Origin of the sequence: Aquiflexum lacus (assembly GCF_015476655.1) — a bacterium.
GTDB lineage: Bacteria > Bacteroidota > Bacteroidia > Cytophagales > Cyclobacteriaceae > Aquiflexum > Aquiflexum lacus.
Window position 1 is genome coordinate 1 of the sequence record NZ_JABFHF010000039.1, and the last position, 23,042, is coordinate 23,042.

Here is a 23,042-nt window from a genome sequence, read left to right on the forward strand (position 1 = left end):
TAATATTCTGATAATTAAACAACATTTTTTATAGGCCAAACTTAGTATGACAAGGCGAGGAACAATGCACAATTGAACCGAAACCCTTTATCAGTTATGGATTGAGTAAAGCAAGTCTTTTTTCCCTAACTTACCTCTCAAAACCCACACCTCATGAACAAAAGAACCTTTGTCAAAAACACTACTGTCCTGTTAGGGGCCGCTATGGTTTCACCTTGGATTTCCTGTTCACCTAAAAAACCTGAAATAATGGAAGCAGATTACTTACTGAACTGGGCAGAAAATTTTCAATTCAGTACCAACAATGTTCACTATCCCAAATCAATTGCTGAAGTACAGGAACTTGTCAAAAAAAGCAGTTCTCTGCGAGTTTTGGGCTCAAGGCACTCTTTTAACCGGATTGCCGATTCTGAAGAGATGTTGATTTCTTTTGACCATTTGAACAAAGTGATTTCTTTAGATAAAGAAAAAAAGCAGGTGACAGTAGAAGGTGGAATCAAATATGGTGAGCTTTGTACTTATCTGCATGAGAATGGTTTTGCCCTGCATAACCTCGCTTCTTTGCCACATATTTCTGTCGCTGGAACAATTGCCACGGCTACTCATGGGTCGGGATTGGAAAATGGTAACCTGTCTACAGGAGTTGCTGCCATAGAATTTGTAAATGCAAATGGAGACTTGGTCAGTTTGGGGAAAGATGATAGGGAATTTGATGGTGTTGTGGTGGGATTGGGAGCCTTGGGGCCCGTGACCAAGGTGACCTTGGATTTGCAACCGACTTTTGAAGTGGCACAGGTGGTTTATGTGAATATGCCCATGGAATCACTCAAAGAGAATTTCGAGGAAATTATGGGTTCAGGTTATAGTGTAAGTTTGTTTTTGGATTGGGGAAGTGATAAGGTCAATGAGGTTTGGGTGAAAAAAAGAGTAGAACCCGGTGGAGTTGCTGAATTTCCTGACGATTTTTTTGGAGCCAAAAAAGCAAGTGTCAAGATGCATCCCGTCCCATCAATGGCTGCCGAAAGTTGCTCGGAGCAGTTGGAGGTAGCAGGCCCATGGTATGACAGGCTGCCCCATTTCAAAATGGAGTTTCAACCCAGTGCAGGAAAAGAACTGCAATCTGAATATTTTATTCCATTGGAAAATGGCTATGAAGCCATGATGGCAGTCAGGGAAATGTCAGAACAAATTCATCCGCATTTATTCATCTCCGAAATCAGGACCATCCAAGCAGATGATTTATGGATGAGTACCGCTTATCAAAGAGACTCGGTAGCCATTCATACCACTTGGAAACAAGAGATTCCAGAGGTCATGGCTTTACTGCCCCAAATGGAAGCCAAGTTGGACAAGTTTAATCCCAGGCCACATTGGGCAAAACTATTTACCATTCCTTATGCAACTTTAAGCAGTCGATATCCAAAAATCGAAGATTTTAAGGACTTATTGGCAAAATATGATCCTGAAGGAAAATTCAGAAATGAATATGTGAGTAAAAATATCTATGGAAAATAAAGGATTTAAGTAAATATTTCATGGTGAAATAAAACATTTTTGGTACATTAAACCATAATTTTCAATCATATTCATATGAAAACAACTCTAAGTCTGAGTTGTGGATAAATCTTAGTAATTGAAATTTGTTTATTCCATAATGCAGGTATCTTTTTTTAAGAGATATCTTTTTGGTTTGGTACTTTGAGTTTTTATCTCGCTAATAACTCAAGGGTTTGATAAAGTCAGAATCGATTTCAGGTTTTTTTAATGAATAATACCATGGTTAAATTTTACAATAAGCAAATTCAAGCTGTTTCTACACTTGTCTTAATTTTATTTTCCCTTCAATCTCAGGCACAGTTGATGCCAATGGAGATTATTCATTACGGTGGTTCCCCAAATGAAGTAACCAACATGGTGATCGTGGGAGATGGCTACACTGCGCTAGAACAGGATAAATTTCTCAGAGATGCCAAAAATGCCACAGCAGGTATGTTGGGACAATTGCCATGGAGAAATTACAGAGATGGGATTAATGTATACGCCATTAAAGTAGTCTCCAATGTTTCTGGGGCAGCTATGAATCCCAATAACCTGATTGATAATTATTTTGGAAGTTCATATTGGTCCCATAATATCGAGCGCTTATTGGTAGCATGGCGCTCAAATAAGATTTTTTCAGTATTATTCAGCAATACACCGTTCTTTGATATTGGGGTACTTGTGGTCAATGATGGCAAGTATGGAGGCTCCGGTGGAACCTTTGCAGTTTTTTCCACACATTCCTCTGCCACTGAAATCATGATACATGAATTGGGCCATTCCTATGGGAATTTGGCAGATGAATATTGGGCAGGGCCTCAGTATGCCCGGGAAAGACATAATATGACCCAAGACGCCAACCCTTTGACAAATAAATGGAGGAGTTTTTTGAACAGAAATGGGATTGGAATTTATCCCCATGCAGAATCACCCACTTGGCACAGGCCTCATCAGAATTGTAAAATGAGGTATTTGGGAAGAAATTTTTGTGATGTATGTAGCCATCACTTGGAAGCAAGATTGGAATTCCTATCTAAGCCGGAAGCACCCGCAAGACCCACAGTGCTGTTTGGAGCAGATAAATTGGAAGTGAAGTCTTTAGAAAAAGTTAAGTTTTTTGATTTGTCTACCCACAATCCCACCTCTTGGGAGTGGACTTTCGAAGGTGGAACACCTGAAATAAGCAATGAAAAAAATCCTGAGGTTACCTATAGATTCGGAGGAAAGTATAAAGTCATCTTGAAAGCAAAAAATAGTTCTGGCGAAAATGTATTTTCTAGGGAAGAATTTATAAATGTAGTAGGACCTGAAGCAGATACCACTCCCCCCGTTATCATTACCAAAAATGTAAAAATTGAACTTGATGAAAACGGGGAAGCCATTGTTTGTGCAGAAGATATAGATGATGGTACTTATGATGATGTGGAGCTTGTGAAAATCAGTATTTCTAAAGAAAAATTCACCTGCGAAGATATGGGGGACAATAAAGTCATCTTTAAAGCCATAGATTCCAGTGGAAATGAGGCCGAAACTGAGGTGATTGTCACTGTAGATGATAATATTAAACCCACCATCAAAGCAAAAGATATTGAAATCTACCTGGACTCCGAGGGGAAAGCTAAATTAAATCCGGCAGACGTTGATGATGGTTCATTTGACAATTGTGAGATCAGGAAAATGACCTTGTCCAAAACTGAATTTGGCAGAGAGGATGCAGGAGAAAATAAAGTGATATTTACCATCAAAGATTCTTGTTCCAATTCTGTTTCAGTTGAAGTAACGGTCACGGTAAATATCATTCTTTCAGCAGAAAGAGGTGAAATTTCAGAAACCCTTAAGTTTTATCCCAATCCAGCAAATGACATTGTCTTTATTGAATACCTGAAATTGATTGATCCTCAATTGGAATCCATTGAGATTATGGATATCAACGGTAGGATATTGAATGATATCAGGGCTTTTGAAAGAAATGGGAATGTCATTCCAATCGAAGTAAAAGAACTCCAATCAGGTCAATATTTTATAAGATTAAATGCCCAAAAATCCGTAAAAATATTAAGATTTGGGATTGTCAGATAGTCAATGGGCTGGTATACATTATTATCAGTTGAAATAATCTATCATGTATGTACGCAATGATTCCAGTAAAATGGTAATTCAATATAATTCTTACAAGGAAGCTGAAATGTCCAGTACATCCTTGCCTGCCGGCAGAGTACATCAGACATGTTTGTAAATGAATATTGGGTTGCTGGCAAAGAAGCCGATAACCATTTAATCTATTTAAGTTTATGAAAATCAATTCAACAATAATTCTTATCGTTTTTGTATTGGTTTCCTTGGTAGCATGTAAGACCTCTAAGGAGTCAGTGGCAGAGGAAAATGAAGCAGAAGTAATGTTGGTCCAGAATACCCCTGAAATACTCATGGTCAGCTTTTCTATGGACTCCAGAGATTCAGTTAAACTGATTAATTCCCTGACAAATCCTGGAAGATTGAGAGGGGAGTTAAATTCAAAATCAGAACCGGGCGAGGGAGATTTGATTATTTCATTTTTGAATGAGGCAAATATTATTTGTTCTAAAACAATCGTTGAAAATCCTATGATCAGAAAAGTTGAATATTCTGAAACCGATGATTTATCTACTTTAACGGCCAAAACCGTTGAACTGGATAGTGCAGATTTTTTTATCAGGGTTCAGTATGATGAATGTTTCAAACACCTGAAAGTGGAGAAATTTTCAGATGATGAAATTCTGTTGCTTAAGACTATAAAGAATTTTTATAGAATAAATTAAAGTTCAGTTTTTTTTGAAAGTTGGCTTTTGAATTCTTGATGCAATTTTGATGTCCGCAATCCTGCCTAAAATTGGGAGGATCCACCAATAAAGAATTGTTTAAAAGTATCCACTTTCTACGTTTCCTTTCCTGTCTTGCGTCTTGGTTTTATTTGAAACTATGTCGTAAAGTCCTTCAACACACCATGGAATGGCCCTGGTATCATAAAGTCTCTTGTCGATTCCTTTTCTTGGTTCGCTGATATTCATCGGGACAGGCATTGGTTCTTGTCTCTACCCAACATCGGTCATCCGACAACGGGCAAAACGCCCCGAAAACCAACATCTAAAAAGCTAAAGTTATATTCATCAGGGTGATACATCATGTTTTTGATTGACATAAGTCATATTTTCTGCTATTTTCAGGTAGTAAATTCGTGAAACAAATCAATAACCTAGACTTATGAACCAAAACCCCAATTTCACCTCTGTGCAGACCTTTGCCCTTGTGGCCATGCGTTTGCTGATAGGATGGCATTTCCTCTATGAAGGTGTCATCAAATTGTACAGCCCTTCATGGACTGCGAAAGGATACTTGTTAAGTGCGACATATATGCAGTCTTTTTTTCAATGGCTGGCAAGTGAATCAATGATTTCTGTAGTGGACACTTTGAATATAGCGGCACTGATACTTGTCGGTATTGGGCTTATTGTTGGTTTCAAGACCAAATGGGTAAGTGTCGTTGGCATAGGTCTATTGTTGCTCTATTATTTTGCCCATCCTCCTTTTCCTGGATATGCGCAAGGTCCAAGTGAGGGCAGCTATTGGCTTGTCAATAAGAACCTGATTGAAGCTGCGGCGTTGTTGGTGGTCTTTCTTTTTCCCACCGAATATGCATTTGGGATTGGCAGACTTTTTATGAAGAAAAAAATGGAGCCTGCTCACCAACTAAACTAAAAAACCATGAAGACGGACAAAAATTTATTTAAAGGCCTATCCAGAAGAGAGTGGATCAAAATCCTTGGTGGAATTCCGGTTTTAGGCGCTGTATGGACTGCAGGCTATCGTTTTACTGAAAAAGCAAAAACCGAAAGAAACCTGCTTTTGGAAACATTGAACATCAAGGCTTCTCCACCTCCTGCCTCTGGCCCAATGAGTGGTGAACCGCTCAGGATTGGTCTTATTGGTTTTGGCATAAGAGGTGAGCAATTGATGCGTTCTTTAGGATTTGCTACCACCGAATGGTTGGAGCAAATGGCAAAATCAAGCGCTGAGAACCCAAATGATAAAAGATTAGATGATTTTAAGGCGCAGGAAAACCTCAATGTGAAATTGGCAGGTATATGTGACATCTTTGATGTAAGGGCCGAAAAAGCACTTGCCTCTTTCAATCAAAACGGGAATGTCTGTAAGCGCTACCGTACGCATAGCGATATGATCCACAGTGGTGAAATAGATGCCATTATCATTGCAACACCCGATCATTGGCATGCACCTATGGCCATTGAGGCAATAGAAGCAGGTCTGCATGTGTATATCGAAAAACCAATGACCCATACCATTCAGGAGACGTATGACCTCAGAGAATCCTGTAGGAGAAATCCTGATGTAGTGATGGCGGTAGGACACCAACATCGCCAAACGCAAAGCTTTCTTACGGCCCAGGATGCCATTGCAAAGATGACTTTAGGACATGTTTCATTGGTTACCACGACTACCAATAGAAATGATGACAATGGTGCCTGGCAGTATGATATTCACCCCGATGCTTCTCCAGACACTATTGATTGGAATGCTTTCTTGGGAACTGCACCCCAAATTCCTTTCAATGCCGAACATTTTTTCCGTTGGAGAAAGTGGTGGGCTTATGGTTCAGGTCTATCGGGTGATTTGCTGACCCATGATTACGACAGGATCAATTGCGTGCTAAAAATGGGCATTCCCAAATACATCACTGCATCAGGAGGAGTTTATACCCATAGAGATGGTAGAAATGTTCCGGATGTGATGCAGATCAATATGGATTTCCCGAATTTCAGTACAGGTAGTAGTCAGGAACCTGGGAAGGAAAAAGGGATGACTTTGGTCTATAGTGCCACTTTAGGTAATCAATTTGATAGGGGAACGCTTTTGATGGGCCATGATGCTACTATGGAGTTGGGTAATATGCTGACCATTCATGCTGACCCCAGGTCTACAAAATATGCGGAATTTATCAAAGAAAAGCGGATAGACCCTATGGTGCCGATTTACCAATATGATCCTAGTGCCAATGGCGTGGACGCGGTGACTTCTGCAACGGCCAAATATTTTGCCAACAAAGGATTGCTGTGGACCTATAGAGATGGCAAAAGAGTTGATTCCACATTCCTACATATAAGAGAATGGTTGAGTTGTGTCCGAAATGGCGGTAATCCAAGCTGTGGTATCACAGAGGGATTCGAAGAAGCCATCACTGCACATATGGGAGGCCTAGCTTATAAACTGGGAAGAAGGGTAGAATGGGATGAAGAAAGTGAGAGAATAGTCGCCCTTCCCGGAGAAGATTTGGATGCCATTTTATTGGATAATGAGGTAGGATACCTGATGCAGAAGGCTTAAAATATATTGTCTCTTTGAGTACCTTTGCGTCCCTTGCGGTTCAATTTCATAACCGCAAAGGTCGCAAGGGTATTTTATTAAAAGTTTTAATTGATATCTCTATGGTTTTTAAACTGTTGGGCCAACTCTCTCCAACAATGCTTTCGTGGCTTTGATACCTTCTACTTCAGGCAAGTTACTTCCTTCATATTCGATTCCGATGTGTCCGGTATATCCTGCATCTTTTACAATTTTCAGGATTTTGACATAATCTGTTTCGACGCAATCACCGTTTTCATCGAAATCATAAGTCTTGGCGCTGACACCTTTGGCAAAAGGCATCATTTCAGCTGTACCGATATAGCGGTCATATTCTTCTATACATTCACCGCCCCATTCTGAGTCGTCGGAACGCTTGATGCAGAAATTTGCAAAATCAGGTAAGGTGCCACAATTATCCATTTCTGTACTCTTGATGACATTGGCCAGCCATTTTCCATTGGAAGAGTAACCTCCATGATTTTCCACAATGACATTGATATCAAAAGGTTTGGCAAATTCACAGAGATTTCTCAACCCATCAATAGCAGCCGCACTTACCTCCTCTGCAGTCCCTCTTCCAAAGGCATTGACCCGGATAGAATGGCAACCTAAAAACTTGGCGGCTTCCACCCATTTCTTATGGTCATCCACGGACTTCATCCTTGCAGTAGCATCAAGATCACCAAGATAGCCTTCGCCATCCACCATGATGAGTACGCTTTTCACGCCATTGTCTTCGCAGCGTTGTTTCATTTGACCGAGATAGTCCATGTCTTTTCCTTTGTCTTTGAAAAAGGCATTGACGTACTCCACCGCATCGATTCCAAATTCATTTTTGGAATAGGCTGCAAAATCCAGGTTGTCCAGTTCTCCGGCAAATAATGCCTTGTGCAGTGACCATTGGGCCAAGGAGATTTTGAAAAACATTTCTTTAGTGGCTTCTTCCATGGTGGTTTGGGTTTGCGGACCTCCGCAGGATTGAAGTATTAATGGACTTATAGTCGTGCCCAATCCCAAAAGGCCAAGGTTTCTTAGAAAGATTCTTCTGTATTGAGGGTTGTTCATATGTTTTTGTTTGGTAAAGGTTGGAGTTAAGCTCAAATCTTGGAAATGCAATTTAATTTAGCAAGTCGTTTGTGTAAGAGTTTGGGAAGGAGGGAATCAGGAACCAAATATTAAGCTGATAAAAAGAGGAAAAATCCATTGGTAAAAATTCCTGTTCATCTTGTCTAATAATTTCTAAATTCAATCAATTATTCCGGCGCTAATCTTCCTTTGGGAGAGGAATATCAATTCAAACCTACCATACCAGCATCCTATTGTGATTTTCCTGTTCAAGCCTTCAAATTCTGCAACCTGGATATTTTCAGGTATTCTATTAATTCTTTTAAATTTTTTGAGTGGGAATATTCAAGCTCAACAATCCAATAAAGGCGAAATATCAGGAAAGGTAGTTGACAAGCCGTCAGCCTTGGCTTTGCCTTTTGCAACTGTTTCTATTTTCGATGAAGCAGGTGAATTGGTGGAGGGAAATATCACGGATGAAGATGGTCTTTTTGCTTTGAAAGTGCCTTTTGGCTCCTATTATGCTGTGATTGAATTTATGGGATATGAGGCATTCAAAACGGAAATCTTTAAGCTAAACAAAGAAAATTCCGAATTCAATTTGGGGGTTGTAGGTTTAGAATCGGGTTTGAGCAACTTGGATGAAGTTATTGTAGCGGGGGAGAAGCCCTTTATGGAGCTGGCCTTGGACAAAAGAATTTTTAATGTAGCAGAAGACTTAGCCAATGCAGGCCGTACCACCTCGGATATTTTGATGAACCTGCCTTCTGTCACTGTCGATACACAGGGAAATGTACGGTTGAGAGGTTCTGATAATGTCAGGATATTGGTGGATGGTAAACCCTTGGGTCTGGTAAGTTTTAAAGGCAGCAGGGGTTTGCAACAATTACCGGCAAGTATGGTGGAACGCATCGAAATCATCACTAATCCTTCTGCTAGATACGAGGCAGAAGGGATGGCAGGGGTAATCAATATTATTTTAAAAAAAGAAACCAATTCCGGTTTTAATGGATCATTTGAGGTAATCGTAGGTACACCGACCAATCTTGGTTTGGCGGCCAATATCAATTACAGGCATAAAAAAATCAACTGGTTTGTCAACTATGGAATTGCAAAAAGAATAGTGCCCAGGAGGGGCACTTTGTATCAAGAAGCTTTTGGGGGTGATACCACATTTATTTCAGACCAATCCACAGAGGGCACGGTCAACTCCATTGATAACAATATCAGAGCGGGATTGGATTACTTTTTTAATGAAAATAGCATTTTGACTGCGTCATATTCTCTGAGGAGAAGTGATGCTAGAAGGCTGACTAACATTCGCTATAATGACTACCTCTTCAACATGGACAACATGCAGAGCTATTCTTTGAGAACACAGGATGAAACCGAAAAAGAACCAAACTCTGAATATTTGATTACCTATAAAAGAAGTTTTGACAAAAAAGGACACGAACTCACAACAGTTCTGACTTATCTGGATTATTGGGAAAATTCCGATCAGTTGTTTACCGAATCCACTTTTTCACCTGATGGAACTTTGATTCCTTCACGCTCTTTGGTACAGACCTCCATCAATGATGAATTTGAAAAGCAATACCTTATCCAAATAGATTATGCCAAACCCATAGGTGCGGAAGGAAAATTTGAAACCGGAATAAGAAGCAGTTTCCGGAATATGGAAAATGACTTTGTGGTTAAGGAACAAAATGAGCAGGGGCAATTTGAGCCCATGCCCGGTTTGGACAATATTTTCCTTTATAGAGAAAATATCCATGCACTTTATGGCATTTTGGGGAATAAAACCAAGAAACTGAGCTATCAGGGAGGATTAAGAACAGAGTGGACAGATATCAAAACAACTTTGGTCAAAACCAACGAGGAAAACCCCAGAAACTATGTCAACCTATTTCCAAGTGCGCACCTTACTTACAATTTCACCGATGAGAATGGCCTGCAATTCAGTTATAGCAAAAGAGTGAGGAGACCCTTTTACAATGACCTGAGTCCATTTGTAACGTTTTCAGATGCCAGAAATTTCTTCAGTGGAAATCCTGACCTTGAACCGGAATTTACCGATGCATTTGAATTGGGCCATATCAAGTATTTTGAAAAAGGGACTTTGTTTTCTACAGTATTTTTCAGAAATACGGTTGATAAAATAGAAAGAATCAGGACTGTGGACAATGCAGGGAATGCCACCACATTGCCCCAAAACCTCAACGGCGAACAATCATTTGGACTGGAGTTCACCACGGATTACGCCATATTCCCTTGGTGGAAGGCAGATGTGAATTTAAATTTCTTTTATGCCAATATTGATGGTAGCAATGTTCAAACCGATTTCACAGCCACGACCTATTCTTGGAATGCAAGGCAAAATTCCCGCTTTACCTTTGAAAACGGTATTATTGTACAGGTCAGGACCAATTATCAGGCAAGACAACGGATCGCTCAAGGCATCCAAAAAGGTATATTTTTCATGGATTTATCCGCCAGTAAGGATCTACTCAAAAATAGAGGAACCCTTGTATTGAATATAGCGGACATTTTTAACTCAAGGTGGAATCGCTACATCCTGGAAGGACAAGGTTTTATTACCTATGGTGATTTCCAAAATGTCCGTAGGCAGATCAATTTGAGTTTGAATTATAGGATTAGGCAGTAAGTTTCAGATTTATCCATGTAGATATCAAGTTTCTGCACTCTTGGTCTTTGAAAGAATTCAGATTCTAATAGCCATCAATAGGAATGTGGATTGAGCCCATTCAAAAATAACCCAAAACGATAATAGGCTTTAGCCAAAAATGATTTTTAGGGCTTAGGTCTAAAAGATCTAATTTGGCTAAAGCCCAAGGAGAATCAGGGTTTTTCGAAAAAGTCCAGCTAAAGCAGGACGCAATTGGTAAGAGTCCATGGAATTGAAGATGATTAATTAAAGAAGAAAAAGAAAAACAGGGCCACTTCGGAGATTTTCAGACTTTCATAATGGCCTATTATTTTTCTAGAGCCATCCATCACCCTGCCATCTTCAACATAGCCTATGGTTTTTCTTGTCCCATCTAAGATGCGGCCATCTTCTATAAAGCCTATTGATTTCCTTGAAGCATCCATAACCCTCCTGTCTTCCAGAAATCCAATAGTCTTCCTGCTGCCATCCATAATCCGGTTGTTGTCAATATAACCAATGGTAGACCTCGACCCATTCATCACCCTGTCATTTTCAATATATCCTACCGTCCTCCTTGTGCCATCCATCAACCTTTGGGAATGGGCAGACATGGATAGCATTAACAAGAGAAAAAGGATAATGGGCTTTTTCATCAATTTTAAATACAGGTAAAATATTATAGCAAGCTATTAGTCATCCAACAAGGTAAATACCATCTGTCGGAATTTCCAGCCTGTTTGGTCGCCGGAGGTTTGGCTGGTTTGTTTCATCAGGATGCCGATGATTTTTTCCTGTGGATCTGCAAAATACTGGGTATTGAAATAGCCGCCCCAATCAAAGGTGCCTTCACTGCCTATTCCTCCATCAGCCACTCCATTTCCTGTCACCACCCCAAAAGCCAATCCATAATGTTTTGCCCCGCCCCAAAGGTCACCGACCTGGTTTTTCATCATGGTCTCGATGGTTTTGCGGCTGAGGATTCTGACACCGTTGAGTTCCCCACCATTCAGATACATCTGCAAGAAAGTAGCATAATCCTTCGCAGTGCTAGACAAACCGGCACCTCCCGAAAAGAACCTTTTGGCACCGCTAACAGGGTATTGCGGGTCGTAGAAGGTGATCGGGAAATTTTCCCATTTGCCATCGACTTTACGCTGAACTTTGACCAATCTGTCAGCCTTCGCATCGGGCAGGTAAAACCAGGTATCATTCATGCCCAATGGATCAAAAAGCTTTATTCTCAAAAACCGGTCAAAAGGCATTCCGGAGACAATTTCTATCAGATAGCCCAACACATCCAATCCTTCGGAGTAGGTATATTTTTCTCCAGGGTTATGGTGGAGGGGTAGTGCTGCCAGCTTCTTTATATTGTCTCCGATGCTGATGTTTTCGGTGGTGTAGAGGTCAATGATTCCGGCTTTGTGGTATATCATCTTCATGCGTTCATCCCCATCAATCACCCCATAGCCCAATCCGGAGGTATGGGTCAAAAGATGGCGGATGGTGATTTCCTTATTGGCTGAGATAGCAGTAAAAGTGGTGTCTCCGTATCGGAAATTTTGAAGGACTCTTGGATTTTTGAATTCAGGGATAAACTTAGAAATCGGGTCGTCCAATCGGAATTCCCCTTCTTCCCATAGCATCATGACCGCTGTGGATGTGATGGCTTTGGTTTGGGAAGCAATTCTGAAGATGGCGTCTTTGGTCATGGCTTTGCCGGTGGAGGCGTTAGCAGAACCCTTGGCTGTATGGTATACAATTTTGCCGTTTCTCGCAACTAATGCCACCAACCCCGGGTTTTCATCGTTTTTGATCGATTCCTCCAACATGGCATCCAGCTTTTTTAATCGCTCAGGAGAGATACCTACACTTTGCGGAGTAGCTTCGGTTAGGGGCGGAGATTTTTTTTGGGAAGGAGTTTGAGCGAATGATAGGTTAATGAGTAAAAACAGTACGGCGGTAAAATAGGCTCGGTTCATTTTATTTTGGGAGGTATGTTGACAATGATTTTCTTCAAAGTAAGGTAAATAAAAATATTATCTTTCCCATCCTAAATTAGTGGGGACTCACATTGGCAGATTAGAAATCTGTGAGATGTCAAATCAATCATCTAAAAGGGAATAGACCATTTGCCTGAATTTCCAGCTTGTGGATTCTGAACCGCCATAAGTTTGTTTCATGATGATTCCGATGATGTTTTCTTTTGGATCGGCAAAATATGAAGTGTTGAAAGCCCCGCCCCACTCAAAAGTGCCTGGACTTCCTATGCCTCCTTTGGCGGCTGTCTTATCGGTACTGACAGCAAATCCCAATCCATGGTATTTCCCTTCGTTGGGATCTAATTCGACCATTTGGTTTGCCATCATGGTCTCTATGGTCTTTCGGCTTAAAATCCGGATTCCGTTATATTCGCCTCCATTGAGGTACATCTGCAAAAACTTCGCATAGTCCATCGCAGTGCCACTCAGCCCTCCTCCTCCGGAATAATGGGTTTTGGCACCGTTAATGGGATAGTTGGTGTCCCAACCTAAATTGGAAGGGGATTTGACCCAGTTGCTTTCTTGATGGAGGTGGAGTGCTGCCATCCGCGAAATTTTGTTCTCAGGTAGGTAGAAATGGGTATCCCCCATTCCCAACGGTTTGAAAATCCTTTCCTGAAAAAAGCTATCCAAGGACATCCCGGATACTATTTCCACCAAGTGACCCAACACATCTATACTCATGGAATAAATAAAACTTCCCCCAGGATCCTGATGTAGTGGCATTTTCGCCAAATTTCTGATATTACGTTCATTGTTCATCCCCTTGGAGTCGAAGGCTTCTACAATTCCCGCCTTATGGTAAATCATCCTCATGCGCTCGTCACTGTCAATCCCTCCGTACCCTATTCCGGCACTATGGGTAAGCAAATGCCTGATGCTGATCTCCCTTTTGGCAGGAACAGTGGTATAGGTGGTGTCACCGTATCGGAAGTTTTGGAGCACCTGTGGGTTTTTGAATTCAGGTATATACTTGGAGATCGGATCGTCCAACCTGAATTTACCTTCCTCCCAAAGCATCATGACAGCAGTAGAGGTGATGGCTTTGGTCTGGGAAGCGATTCGGAAGATGGCATCCTTGGACATGTTCTTTCCGCTTTCCATGTCGGATTTCCCTTTGGCAGTGTGATACACCACTTTGCCGTTTCGCACAATCAGCGCAACCATACCAGGTATTTCCCCAGATTTAACCGACTCCTCTAACATGGCATCGAGTTTCTTTAACCGATCAGGAGAGATGCCTACACTTTGTGGAGTGCCTTCGGAAAGAGGCGGGGATTTTTTTTGGGAATGGGTTTGGGCGATTGTCAGGTTTATCAGAAAAAGCAAGATGATGGTAAAACAGGATCGGATCATATTCATTTTGGGAGGATTGTTAAAAATAATTTTCTATCAGTAAGCTAAGGAAAAATATTGTTTTTTTAAACTATTTTTTCAACCAAGCAACTTTCTGTTCTGATTGGTGGGGTTTTCCTAAGATATCCCTGTATAGTTCAGGTCTTCTAGCCTTGATGTATCGGCTTCCCCCGGCATCATCAAGTTTGTATGGAAACAGCTCGGTGGTAACAAAGGAATCTTCAAAACTCCGGCATTCAACCAAAATATCCCCAAAAGGATCGATAATCATGGAGCAACCGTTTTTGAGCTGATCATCATCCATTCCGATCGGGTTGGAAAAAATGACATATACTGCATTGTCATAAGCACGGGATGGAAGCCATTTCATCAGCCAATCCCTGCCTTTCATGCTGTCAAACTCCAAGCGGAGTGAAGTAGGATCCTGATGTCTGTTTTCCCAAAGTTTGGGATCAACAAAACCTGCCCCGGGTCTGCTGGAAGGGGTGCACATGGTCACATGGGGCATAAAGATGATGTCAGCCCCAAGAAGTTTTGTAGCTCTGACATTCTCTATGATGTTGTTGTCATAACAAATCAAAATCCCACATTTCCATCCATAAAGTTGAAATATGCAATATTGGTTACCGGGAAGAATATGTGGGTTGATGAACGGATGAAGTTTTCGGTATTTGGCAATCAGGCCTTCCTTGCTGACACATACATAAGCTTTATAAATATTATCTGTTCCATCTTTTTCAAACAATCCGGCAAGAATAACGATATCATATTCCTTTGAAATGGCTATCAATCTTTGGATGCTTTCTCCGTCCGGTATGGATTCTGAGATTCCCAGCAACTCTCTTCGGGAGAGTTTTCTGGCAAATGAATAACCCGTAACCGAACATTCGTGGAAGGCGATAACCTGAGATCCTTCTGCCGCAGCTTTTCCTGCCAACTTTTCTATCACCGAAAGATTGTAATTCTTATCGCCGCTTTTATTCTCAAACTGGGCGGTGGCAACTTTGATAGGTTCCATGGTTTTTATTTTTTTATCCAAGATATTCAATTGGAGAGAGTAATTAAAGGAAGAATATATTCAATGGTGAAAATCTTGTAAACCAACCTTATAATTCTTACATTTCTTCTTAATAAAAACACATAATAGTTATGTTAAAAAAGGTGCTTATTATTTTAGGGGTTATTGTTTTGGTGATCATCATTGCATTTGCTTGGATGAATTACCGCAGTCGTACACTAAGCCCTCAGAGTATAGCTGAGTTAGAGGTAATTGACCTAAAAGTGGAAATCAACTACAGCCGCCCATCTGTTAGGGACCGGGTGATTTTTGGCACGGAGGAAGATGGGGCTATTCAGCCTTATGGCAGCTATTGGCGGTTGGGAGCAAACGAAGCCACGGAAATCACCATAAACCAAGATGTTATTTTTAACGGTATGCCTTTACCGGCCGGAACATATAGACTGTATGCCATACCCGGTCCCAATACCTTTCGCATCGGTGTAAGTTCAGAAATAGGAAAATGGGGGGCATGGGAACCGGATAGCAGCAATGATTTATTCACCACCGAAGTACCCGTCACCCGACTCGATACACCTGTAGAACAATTTACTGCACGGATTGAAGAAGGTACTGCTGATGGTGCCACTGTGTACTTTGAATGGAGCGATGTCCAGTTGGCTATTCCGATAGCGAGGAAACCGGAGATGTAAATGGATGGGATTTTGATTTAGCTTAGTCTGCTTAGGTTTGGGGGATGGGAGTGGACACTTACGTCGGTGAAATGAGGAGACTATTAATTAGGCTGTCAATTACCCAGGGAATAGCCAACTATGGAGTGATTTTATTTTAAAGCCATGAAAAATCAAAAACCTAAGAGTGCTGTAAAAGATTTTCCTATCGTTTGCGTGGGTGGTTCGGCGGGTGGTCTAGATGCTTATACCCGTTTACTGCGGAATATGCCTGCAGATATGGGTGTTGCTATCGTTATTGTTAATCATTTGAGAACTGTAGCTACCTTGCTCCACGAGATTCTACCACGATATACAAATATGCCCGTGGAACTAATCACAGAAAGACTTGACGTTCAGCCTAATCATGTGTTTATAATTCCGCAACAGCGTGATTTGCATGTACAGGATGATGAGTTCCGCTTAAAGCCAATTTCAAAACCTAGGGGATGGCCCGATGTGATTACAGTTTTTCTAAAATCCCTTACCCAACATTGGGACGGCAAACTTATAGCTGTCATTGTCTCCGGGTATGATGGTGATGGGGCAGATGCGCTTTGCGGGATTAAGGAAGTCGGGGGTATCACCATCGCACAGAAGCCCGATACTGCCACACAACCTGACATGCCGGAGAGTGCCATAGCAAGCGGTTGTATAGATTTAATTCTATCGCCTGAGGATATTGCCCGGGAAATTATAAGAATTGCGCATGCTGACAAAGGGGGACGTTAGTACTTAATTTTGAACGGTCATACTTTGAAGGTGAAATTAAGATTTGCGAAAGACAAAAATAATTTTTTTTTAAAGGAGATAAAATTATACCAAACATAAATCCTGAAGAAGTATCTTTTGATGCTGAAAACAACAAAATTTCATTTCGCGGGAAATTTTGGAATTGGCGAACAGAGGCTTTTGACATTGTAGAAAAAAACAAATAAAATTGACCAATATCATAAACCAAATGTAAACTTTATTTGATGGTTTAAACAAAGACGCGTTGCAAAGATGTTTCATAAAAAAAGCCCGCTGCCACAGCAACAAGCTTTTTAAATATCCGGTAATGCAGTCAAACTACCGTTTCATAACACTTTTCACGTTCACGAATTCTTTCAAACCGAATCCACCGTGTTCACGGCCGTAGCCCGAATCTTTCACACCGCCAAAGGGCATGGAAGGTTCGGCCAAGCCGAAGGAATTGATAAATACCATTCCGGTATCAAAGTGCTTTTCGGCCATTTCGATGGCTGCGTCTTCATCTTTCGAAAAAATTCCTCCCCCCAGTCCAAAGCGGCTGTCGTTGGCGATGTGCATGGCATCTTCGTTGTCCCTGGCTTTGATCAATGAGGCTACGGGACCAAAAAATTCATCCTCATAAGCAGGCTGTCCGGGCTGCACATTTTCCAAAACAGTGGCCGGATAGAAAAATCCTTCCCCATCGGGGATTTCTCCTCCGCAAGCTATCTTGGCGCCCTTCTCAACGCTTTTTACTACTTGTTCGTGCAGATCATCGCGAAGGTCTTTGCGTGCCACGGGTCCCAATTCGGTGCCTTCGTCATTGGGGTCTCCCATTTTTACTTCACTCATTGCTTTTACAAATTTATCCCTGAACTCATCGTAGACCTTTTCGACCACGACAAACCGTTTGGCTGCAATGCATGTTTCGCCGTTATTGTATATACGGCCCATCACACAAGCTTTTACGGCTACTTCAATATCTGCATCTTCAAAAACTAAATACGCATCATTACTCCCCAATTCCAATACTGATTTTTTCAATGCAGCGGTGGCTTTCTGTCCAATGTTTCTTCCTGCATCGGGACTTCCGGTGAGGGTCACTCCCCGCACCAGTTTATTTTTGATCACCTCATCGGACTGATCGTGACTGATCACCAAGGTGGTAAACAAGCCTTCCGGGAGACCGGCTTCCCGGTAAATTCGCTTCAGCAGTTGGCCTGAACCAGTTACGTTGGAGGCGTGCTTTAATAGGACTCCGTTACCTGCCATAAGGCTCGCTACGGAGTAACGCACCACTTGATAGCTTGGGTAATTCCAAGGCTGAATACCGTATACCACACCTATTGCGGCATAAGATACGCGGCCCATGTTTCCATTGAGCAGTTCCCTGTCCTCGGTTTTCAACTCCTTCGGTCCGATCTCAGCGGTATATTGACAAATGGCAGTACACAAATCCACCTCTTGCCTGCTTTGCACTAGAGTCTTTCCCATCTCATCAGTCATCAGCTGTGCCAACTCTTCTTTAGCATTGGTCAGTGCTTTGCCGATAGCTTTGATCATGTTGGACCGATCTTCAGGAGAGACTTCTTTCCACTTCTTGAAGGCTTCGTGGCATTTTGAAATGGCAACTTTGACCTCTTCGTCAGTCATATATTCGTAATGGTCGAGACTCTTACCTGTAGTAGGGTTGATGGTCTCAATTCTTTCTTTTTTTTCTACTTTGCTCATTGTTTCTTAGTTTGTTAATTATCCTTGTTCCGTTGGCATCAAGTACACGTTGTTGACGTTTACCCTGTCAGGCTGGTTTAAGGCATAGAAAATGGCGTTGGCGATATCTTCTGACTCGAGTGTGGTCATCTCCTTCATTCCTTTCAGTTTCTCCTTGATGTCATCATCGGTGATGGTTTCGTATAGAGCTGTGTCCACGGCACCAGGCTCTATGGAGGTCACGTTGATTCCGTATGTTGGCGCCAACTCCTGTCTCAGTCCTTCGGAAAACATTTTTACGGCAACCTTTGTGGCGCTGTAAACTGCGCCACCCGGAAAGTACCGGTGGGCTGCTGAAGAAGATATGTTAATAATGTGACCGCTTTTGTTCTTGCGCATCGTCGGCAATACAGCGGCCACTCCATTGAGTACACCTTTGATGTTGACGTCTATCATCTTATCCCACTCATCGGTCTTGAGTTTCTCGATGTAAGAAAGAGGCATCAGTCCGGCATTATTGATCAATACATCGATAGAACCGTATTTTTCCAAAGTTTGAGAAACGGCTTTTTTAAAATCAGCAGGTTTGGTTACATCCGTTATCACAACCAATGCCTTTCCACCATTCTTCTCAATTTTTTCTTTTAATTGATTGAGTTCATCCTCACTTCGGGCACACAATACCACAGAGGCACCTTCTTTGGCCAGTTTTAGAGCCGTTGCTTTTCCTATTCCGCTTGATGCTCCTGTAATGAATACTACTTTGTTATTTAAGTCCATCTTTTCTCTTTTTTGGTTTACAAAATTTGCAAAATGCATTTTTGTAAACTTATTTATACCTACGGCAATAAGCATTATAGATAATTGGTAGATATTTATAACAATCTTGGTACTGCCCAAACCTGAAAGAGATCCGCAGAGGCAGGTTTACCCAAAAAACATTTGATTATATTGGATCTTATCCTATTGAAAAAATCCATCCCAAATCTCCCATCCATATGCACTATCTAATCCTACTAAGCCTTTTATTGAGCTTTTTCCTGGTAACAGAACCTGCAGAAATTCATATCCGCATCAATCAAATCGGCTATCTCCCTCAGGACAATAAGCAAGCGGTAATCTTTAGCAAAGAGACCGTCAGGGAAAACTTCCTGTTGGTGCATGTTGAAACAGGTAAAACTGTTTTGGACATCAAACCCGTCAAACTGAAAAAAGATGCTTGGGGAGGATTTTTGTATTGGGAGGTGGATTTTTCCCCAATCAGTGAAGCGGGGCAGTATGTTCTGAAAGGAAAGAAATCAGGGGTTAGTTCTACTCCTTTTTTGATTTCAAACAATGCCTATGCAGGCTATCAGGAACAATTGTTGGAATTTATGCGGCAGCAGCGCTGTGGCTATAATCCTGTGTTGGACATGGTCTGTCATCAGAAAGATGGAAGGTCGTTTTTTGGGCCAATGCCGGACAGTACCTTTGTCGACCTGAGTGGGGGTTGGCACGATGCAGGAGATCAGCTGAAGTATCTGATCACTTCCAGTTATGCTACGGCCCATATGTTGATGGCTTATGAGATGTATCCAGATCGGTTTGAGGATGAGGTCAATGCCTTGGGTCAGCCCGGGGCCAATGGAATCCCGGATATTTTGGATGAAGCCAAATGGGGATTGGATTGGATCCACAAGATGCATCCTGCACCTGATCAGCTTTTTCATCAGGTAGCCGATGATAGGGACCACAGAGGTTTTAAGATTCCAAATAAAGACAATGCGGATTATGGATGGGGTGAGAACTCTTATCGGGTGGGTTATTTTGCCACAGGCAGACCACAAGGATTAAGCAAGTATCAGAGCGAGGCAACCGGTGTTGCAAATTTGGCCGGAAGAAGTGCCGCTGCCATGGCATTGGCAGCCAGGATTTGGGAAAGGGATATGATAGATCCTGTTTTTGCGGCAAAGTGTAAAAAGGCCGCCCTATCCTTGTATCAATTGGGCAGGGATAAGGAAGGTTTTCAGCAGGGTAATTCCTATGGGGCACCTTATCGGTATAATGAAGAAACCTGGGCTGATGATATGGAATGGGGTGCGGCAGAACTCTACAAATTGACCAAAGAAAACAAGTACTTGGAACAAGCCAAATCCTATGCATTGCAAAGCAATACAGCCGACAGTTGGATGGTAAGGGACTCAGCGGCTCATTATCAATTGTACCCCTTTATCAATATGGGGCATTATTCCCTGCATGAAGTGGTGGATGAAGATTTCAAAAAGACTTTGGAGGGTTATTATAAAGGCGGTATTGACTATACTATGAATCGGGCCCAGAAAAACCCTTTTCACATTGGAGTGCCTTTTATCTGGTGCAGCAATAACCTCTTGACAAGTTTGGCTACGCAGGTCATTCTGTATGAAAAAATGTCAGGGGATAACCAATTTGAACCATTTCTGGTTGCCCAAAGAGATTGGTTATTCGGAAAAAATCCTTGGGGGAGTTCCATGTTCACAGGAATTCCAGAACGAGGTGAATTTCCGGTGGAAGTACATACCGCACCCTATGTGTTGCTGGGTATGGAAGTTCCTGGAGGATTGGTAGATGGTCCTGTTTATACTTCTATCTACAATAACCTGTTGGGTCTGACTTTATTGAAACCCGACAAGTTTGCCGCCTTCCAAAACGAGCATGTGGTCTACCATGATGACGTAGGAGATTACAGTACCAACGAACCCACCATGGACGGCACGGCAGGGGCGATATTGATGATGGTGCATTTTAGTCGGGAGTAGGGGGGTAATCCAAGATTTTTGAACAAAAAAGGTTTATTTTCTGCCATAAACTTTGCCTTGTCACTTCGACGATAGGAGAAGTCTTTAAACCTTGAAGGCAGAACAGATATCTCTCTTCGTTCAATATGACAAGGAGAGGCAATTGACATGATTGATCCAGGAAAAGGATTCAGATTATTATTAAACTTTGCCTTATCACCTCGACGACAGGAGAGGTCTTTGGAGACCTTAGGAGGATTAGATTTGTCCTTACGGTCGATATGACAAGTGAAGCCTTTTTTTTAATCTTCAAGGTTCTTTGAGAATTCAGGGTTTGTGTCGCTACGTTCAGAATGACGAGGGGTTCGGTCGCTTCGTCCTGAATGAGGCAGAACAAAAAAAAGCTGGCCTGAAATCTCAGGCCAGCTTTTTAGTAAAAAACCAAACAAATTCTTTATTCAACTGTGATTTCAAAGTAGTATTCCTGCCCGTTTGGATATACACCCAAGATTACTAACTCTTCACCTTTACTGTCATTCAGGATTTGAGATAAGTCATTTGCTCCTGAGATGCGGTACCTACCTTCAGAACCGATTACAGAGGTAATGATAAACCCGACTTTTGCACCGGACTTTTTCCACTCTTCATTGTTAATTTCAATGATACTGGCACCACCATTTAATTTAAGTCTTGTTTTTACATCTGACTTAACATCCTCAAATGTCACGCCTCCAAATGTCATCCTTACAGGAAGTTCTTTTCTGATCACCTTAGTATCACCTGATATATTTTTCAAAGTAGCGGTTGCAGATAATTCTTTACCTTTTCTAAGGTATTTGACGTCTACCTTATCGCCGGGTCGTTTTCTGGCAACCATCTCCTGTAACTTGGCTACATTGTAAGTGTCTGTTCCATCCACTCCGATTATGATATCACCTTTTTGTAATCCGGCTTCTTCACCGCCACTACCTTCATTGACATCTACTACATACACACCTCTTGCTACATCCAATTTTTCACCAAGGGACTCTTCCAGTTCAGCACTGACATCCCTGATCTGCACACCCAACAATCCCCTTTGTACTGTACCGAATTCCAAAAGGTCATCCATTACTTTTTGGACAATAGAACTTGGAACAGCGAAAGCATAACCGTTGAAAGTACCTGTTCTTGAGGCGATAGCGGTGTTGATACCGATCAGTTCCCCAGCCAAATTGACAAGAGCTCCTCCGGAATTTCCGGGATTGACTACTGCATCAGTCTGCAGGAAAGATTCAATTTGAAGGTTATTTTCCATATCCCTGAGGATACCGATATTTCTTGCTTTGGCACTGATGATTCCAGCGGTTACGGTAGAAGTAAGGTCAAAAGGGTTGCCTACAGCCAATACCCATTCACCGACTTTCGTTCGGTCGGAATCTCCAAACTTCACAAAAGGCAAATTATTAGCCTCAATCTTGAGTAGTGCCAGATCAGTGGTGGGATCTGTACCAATTACCCTTGCAGTATATCTGGTATTGTCTTCCAGCGAAATATCGATCCGTGTTGCATTTTCTATCACATGGTTATTGGTCACAATAAAACCATCAGCAGAAATGATTACGCCCGAGCCGGAACTTCTTCCTTCTCTTGGGGCCTGTCCTCTATCGGGAGATCTGAACCCAAAGAATTCTTCAAAAGGATCCGTACCCCTTTGCCCCTGAGTGACAGTTACGCTACTTTTGACATGGACTACAGCAGGAGTTACCATTTGCGCAGATGCCACGAAATTGATTCCATCAGGTATGATGAATTTTTCGTCTGAAAGCCAATTGACCAAACTGGTATCTTGCTTATCGGTAAAATTTGTGGCGGAATTTTGCTTCGAAAGGTAGCTTGCCCCTGCAAGTGCCACTACGCCTCCAATCAATGAAGCAAGGATGATTCCAAGGAAAAACTGGTTTTTATTCATTTCTTTTTTCTTTCTTTTATAATGTTTTGTCTATTGATACACGTAATTTATAGACTACCGTTATCAAAAACCAAGCATATTTTCCTATTTGGCAA

General features: G+C 41.7%; 17 protein-coding genes. 9 read left to right on the top strand and 8 right to left on the bottom strand.

The window, feature by feature from the left end; all coding sequences use genetic code 11:
* Positions 1–153: 153 nt before the first annotated feature.
* From HMJ38_RS22960 to HMJ38_RS22980, 5 genes are all read left to right on the top strand, one after another.
* Positions 154–1,515 carry a D-arabinono-1,4-lactone oxidase gene (locus HMJ38_RS22960; RefSeq protein WP_194976789.1) on the top strand — a complete coding sequence of 454 codons (1,362 nt, stop codon included), beginning with the start codon at positions 154–156 and terminating at the stop codon, positions 1,513–1,515.
* Between the two features lie 261 nt (positions 1,516–1,776).
* On the top strand, positions 1,777–3,618 hold the full coding sequence (locus tag HMJ38_RS22965; protein ID WP_194976790.1) for a M64 family metallopeptidase: 1,842 nt from the start codon (positions 1,777–1,779) through the stop codon (positions 3,616–3,618).
* A 212-nt stretch (positions 3,619–3,830) separates the two neighbouring features.
* The gene (locus HMJ38_RS22970; protein WP_194976791.1) at positions 3,831–4,337 is read left to right on the top strand and encodes a hypothetical protein; all 507 of its coding nucleotides are present in this window, start codon (positions 3,831–3,833) and stop codon (positions 4,335–4,337) included.
* Positions 4,338–4,779: 442 nt separating this feature from the next.
* Positions 4,780–5,274, top strand: coding sequence for a DoxX family membrane protein (locus HMJ38_RS22975; RefSeq protein WP_194976792.1), 495 nt, complete (start codon positions 4,780–4,782; stop codon positions 5,272–5,274).
* Positions 5,275–5,280: 6 nt separating this feature from the next.
* Entirely contained in the window at positions 5,281–6,918 is a 1,638-nt protein-coding gene (locus HMJ38_RS22980) for a Gfo/Idh/MocA family protein (protein WP_194976793.1), read from the top strand.
* A 108-nt stretch (positions 6,919–7,026) separates the two neighbouring features.
* Here HMJ38_RS22980 and HMJ38_RS22985 read toward each other — a convergent pair whose 3' ends face one another.
* The gene (locus HMJ38_RS22985) at positions 7,027–8,004 is read right to left on the bottom strand and encodes a sugar phosphate isomerase/epimerase family protein (RefSeq protein WP_194976794.1); all 978 of its coding nucleotides are present in this window, start codon (positions 8,002–8,004) and stop codon (positions 7,027–7,029) included.
* 331 nt (positions 8,005–8,335) lie between these two features.
* Here HMJ38_RS22985 and HMJ38_RS22990 point away from each other — a divergent pair, with 331 nt between their 5' ends.
* On the top strand, positions 8,336–10,672 hold the full coding sequence (locus HMJ38_RS22990) for an outer membrane beta-barrel family protein (RefSeq protein ID WP_228780233.1): 2,337 nt from the start codon (positions 8,336–8,338) through the stop codon (positions 10,670–10,672).
* 263 nt (positions 10,673–10,935) lie between these two features.
* Here the strand turns inward: HMJ38_RS22990 and HMJ38_RS22995 are convergent, their stop codons facing one another.
* The 4 genes from HMJ38_RS22995 to HMJ38_RS23010 form a co-directional block, all read right to left on the bottom strand.
* Positions 10,936–11,328, bottom strand: a complete 393-nt coding sequence (locus tag HMJ38_RS22995) for a 5-fold beta-flower protein (protein WP_194976795.1) — start codon at positions 11,326–11,328, stop codon at positions 10,936–10,938.
* Positions 11,329–11,364: 36 nt separating this feature from the next.
* A complete protein-coding gene (locus HMJ38_RS23000) occupies positions 11,365–12,654 on the bottom strand; it encodes a serine hydrolase domain-containing protein (RefSeq protein ID WP_194976796.1) in 1,290 nt (429 codons plus the stop codon).
* Between the two features lie 123 nt (positions 12,655–12,777).
* Positions 12,778–14,076, bottom strand: a complete 1,299-nt coding sequence (locus tag HMJ38_RS23005) for a serine hydrolase domain-containing protein (protein WP_194976797.1) — start codon at positions 14,074–14,076, stop codon at positions 12,778–12,780.
* Positions 14,077–14,140: 64 nt separating this feature from the next.
* Entirely contained in the window at positions 14,141–15,088 is a 948-nt protein-coding gene (locus HMJ38_RS23010) for a nitrilase family protein (RefSeq protein ID WP_194976798.1), read from the bottom strand.
* A gap of 131 nt (positions 15,089–15,219) precedes the next feature.
* Between HMJ38_RS23010 and HMJ38_RS23015 the strand changes: the two genes are divergently transcribed.
* Positions 15,220–15,780: a DUF2911 domain-containing protein gene (locus tag HMJ38_RS23015; protein ID WP_194976799.1), complete on the top strand. Its 561-nt coding sequence runs from the start codon at positions 15,220–15,222 to the stop codon at positions 15,778–15,780.
* Positions 15,781–15,924: 144 nt separating this feature from the next.
* Positions 15,925–16,530 (top strand): chemotaxis protein CheB, encoded by a 606-nt coding sequence (locus tag HMJ38_RS23020; protein WP_194976800.1) that lies wholly within the window; start codon positions 15,925–15,927, stop codon positions 16,528–16,530.
* Positions 16,531–16,869: 339 nt separating this feature from the next.
* Here the strand turns inward: HMJ38_RS23020 and HMJ38_RS23025 are convergent, their stop codons facing one another.
* Together HMJ38_RS23025 and HMJ38_RS23030 are read right to left on the bottom strand one after the other, a co-directional pair.
* Positions 16,870–18,261 (bottom strand): NAD-dependent succinate-semialdehyde dehydrogenase, encoded by a 1,392-nt coding sequence (locus HMJ38_RS23025; protein WP_194976801.1) that lies wholly within the window; start codon positions 18,259–18,261, stop codon positions 16,870–16,872.
* A gap of 18 nt (positions 18,262–18,279) precedes the next feature.
* Entirely contained in the window at positions 18,280–19,020 is a 741-nt protein-coding gene (locus HMJ38_RS23030) for an SDR family oxidoreductase (protein ID WP_194976802.1), read from the bottom strand.
* Between the two features lie 218 nt (positions 19,021–19,238).
* On the opposite strand from HMJ38_RS23030, the gene HMJ38_RS23035 reads away from it, so the two are divergent.
* Positions 19,239–21,017, top strand: a complete 1,779-nt coding sequence (locus HMJ38_RS23035) for a glycoside hydrolase family 9 protein (RefSeq protein WP_194976803.1) — start codon at positions 19,239–19,241, stop codon at positions 21,015–21,017.
* Positions 21,018–21,450: 433 nt separating this feature from the next.
* Here HMJ38_RS23035 and HMJ38_RS23040 read toward each other — a convergent pair whose 3' ends face one another.
* Positions 21,451–22,947 (bottom strand): Do family serine endopeptidase, encoded by a 1,497-nt coding sequence (locus tag HMJ38_RS23040; protein ID WP_194976804.1) that lies wholly within the window; start codon positions 22,945–22,947, stop codon positions 21,451–21,453.
* Positions 22,948–23,042 lie beyond the last annotated feature (95 nt).

Coding starts and splice junctions, on each gene's coding strand:
- HMJ38_RS22960 (WP_194976789.1), top strand. CDS start 154: ATGAACAAAAGAACCTTTGTCAAAAACACTACTGTCCTGTTAGGGGCC.
- HMJ38_RS22965 (WP_194976790.1), top strand. CDS start 1,777: ATGGTTAAATTTTACAATAAGCAAATTCAAGCTGTTTCTACACTTGTC.
- HMJ38_RS22970 (WP_194976791.1), top strand. CDS start 3,831: ATGAAAATCAATTCAACAATAATTCTTATCGTTTTTGTATTGGTTTCC.
- HMJ38_RS22975 (WP_194976792.1), top strand. CDS start 4,780: ATGAACCAAAACCCCAATTTCACCTCTGTGCAGACCTTTGCCCTTGTG.
- HMJ38_RS22980 (WP_194976793.1), top strand. CDS start 5,281: ATGAAGACGGACAAAAATTTATTTAAAGGCCTATCCAGAAGAGAGTGG.
- HMJ38_RS22985 (WP_194976794.1), bottom strand. CDS start 8,004: ATGAACAACCCTCAATACAGAAGAATCTTTCTAAGAAACCTTGGCCTT.
- HMJ38_RS22995 (WP_194976795.1), bottom strand. CDS start 11,328: ATGAAAAAGCCCATTATCCTTTTTCTCTTGTTAATGCTATCCATGTCT.
- HMJ38_RS23000 (WP_194976796.1), bottom strand. CDS start 12,654: ATGAACCGAGCCTATTTTACCGCCGTACTGTTTTTACTCATTAACCTA.
- HMJ38_RS23005 (WP_194976797.1), bottom strand. CDS start 14,076: ATGAATATGATCCGATCCTGTTTTACCATCATCTTGCTTTTTCTGATA.
- HMJ38_RS23010 (WP_194976798.1), bottom strand. CDS start 15,088: ATGGAACCTATCAAAGTTGCCACCGCCCAGTTTGAGAATAAAAGCGGC.
- HMJ38_RS23015 (WP_194976799.1), top strand. CDS start 15,220: ATGTTAAAAAAGGTGCTTATTATTTTAGGGGTTATTGTTTTGGTGATC.
- HMJ38_RS23020 (WP_194976800.1), top strand. CDS start 15,925: ATGAAAAATCAAAAACCTAAGAGTGCTGTAAAAGATTTTCCTATCGTT.
- HMJ38_RS23025 (WP_194976801.1), bottom strand. CDS start 18,261: ATGAGCAAAGTAGAAAAAAAAGAAAGAATTGAGACCATCAACCCTACT.
- HMJ38_RS23030 (WP_194976802.1), bottom strand. CDS start 19,020: ATGGACTTAAATAACAAAGTAGTATTCATTACAGGAGCATCAAGCGGA.
- HMJ38_RS23035 (WP_194976803.1), top strand. CDS start 19,239: ATGCACTATCTAATCCTACTAAGCCTTTTATTGAGCTTTTTCCTGGTA.
- HMJ38_RS23040 (WP_194976804.1), bottom strand. CDS start 22,947: ATGAATAAAAACCAGTTTTTCCTTGGAATCATCCTTGCTTCATTGATT.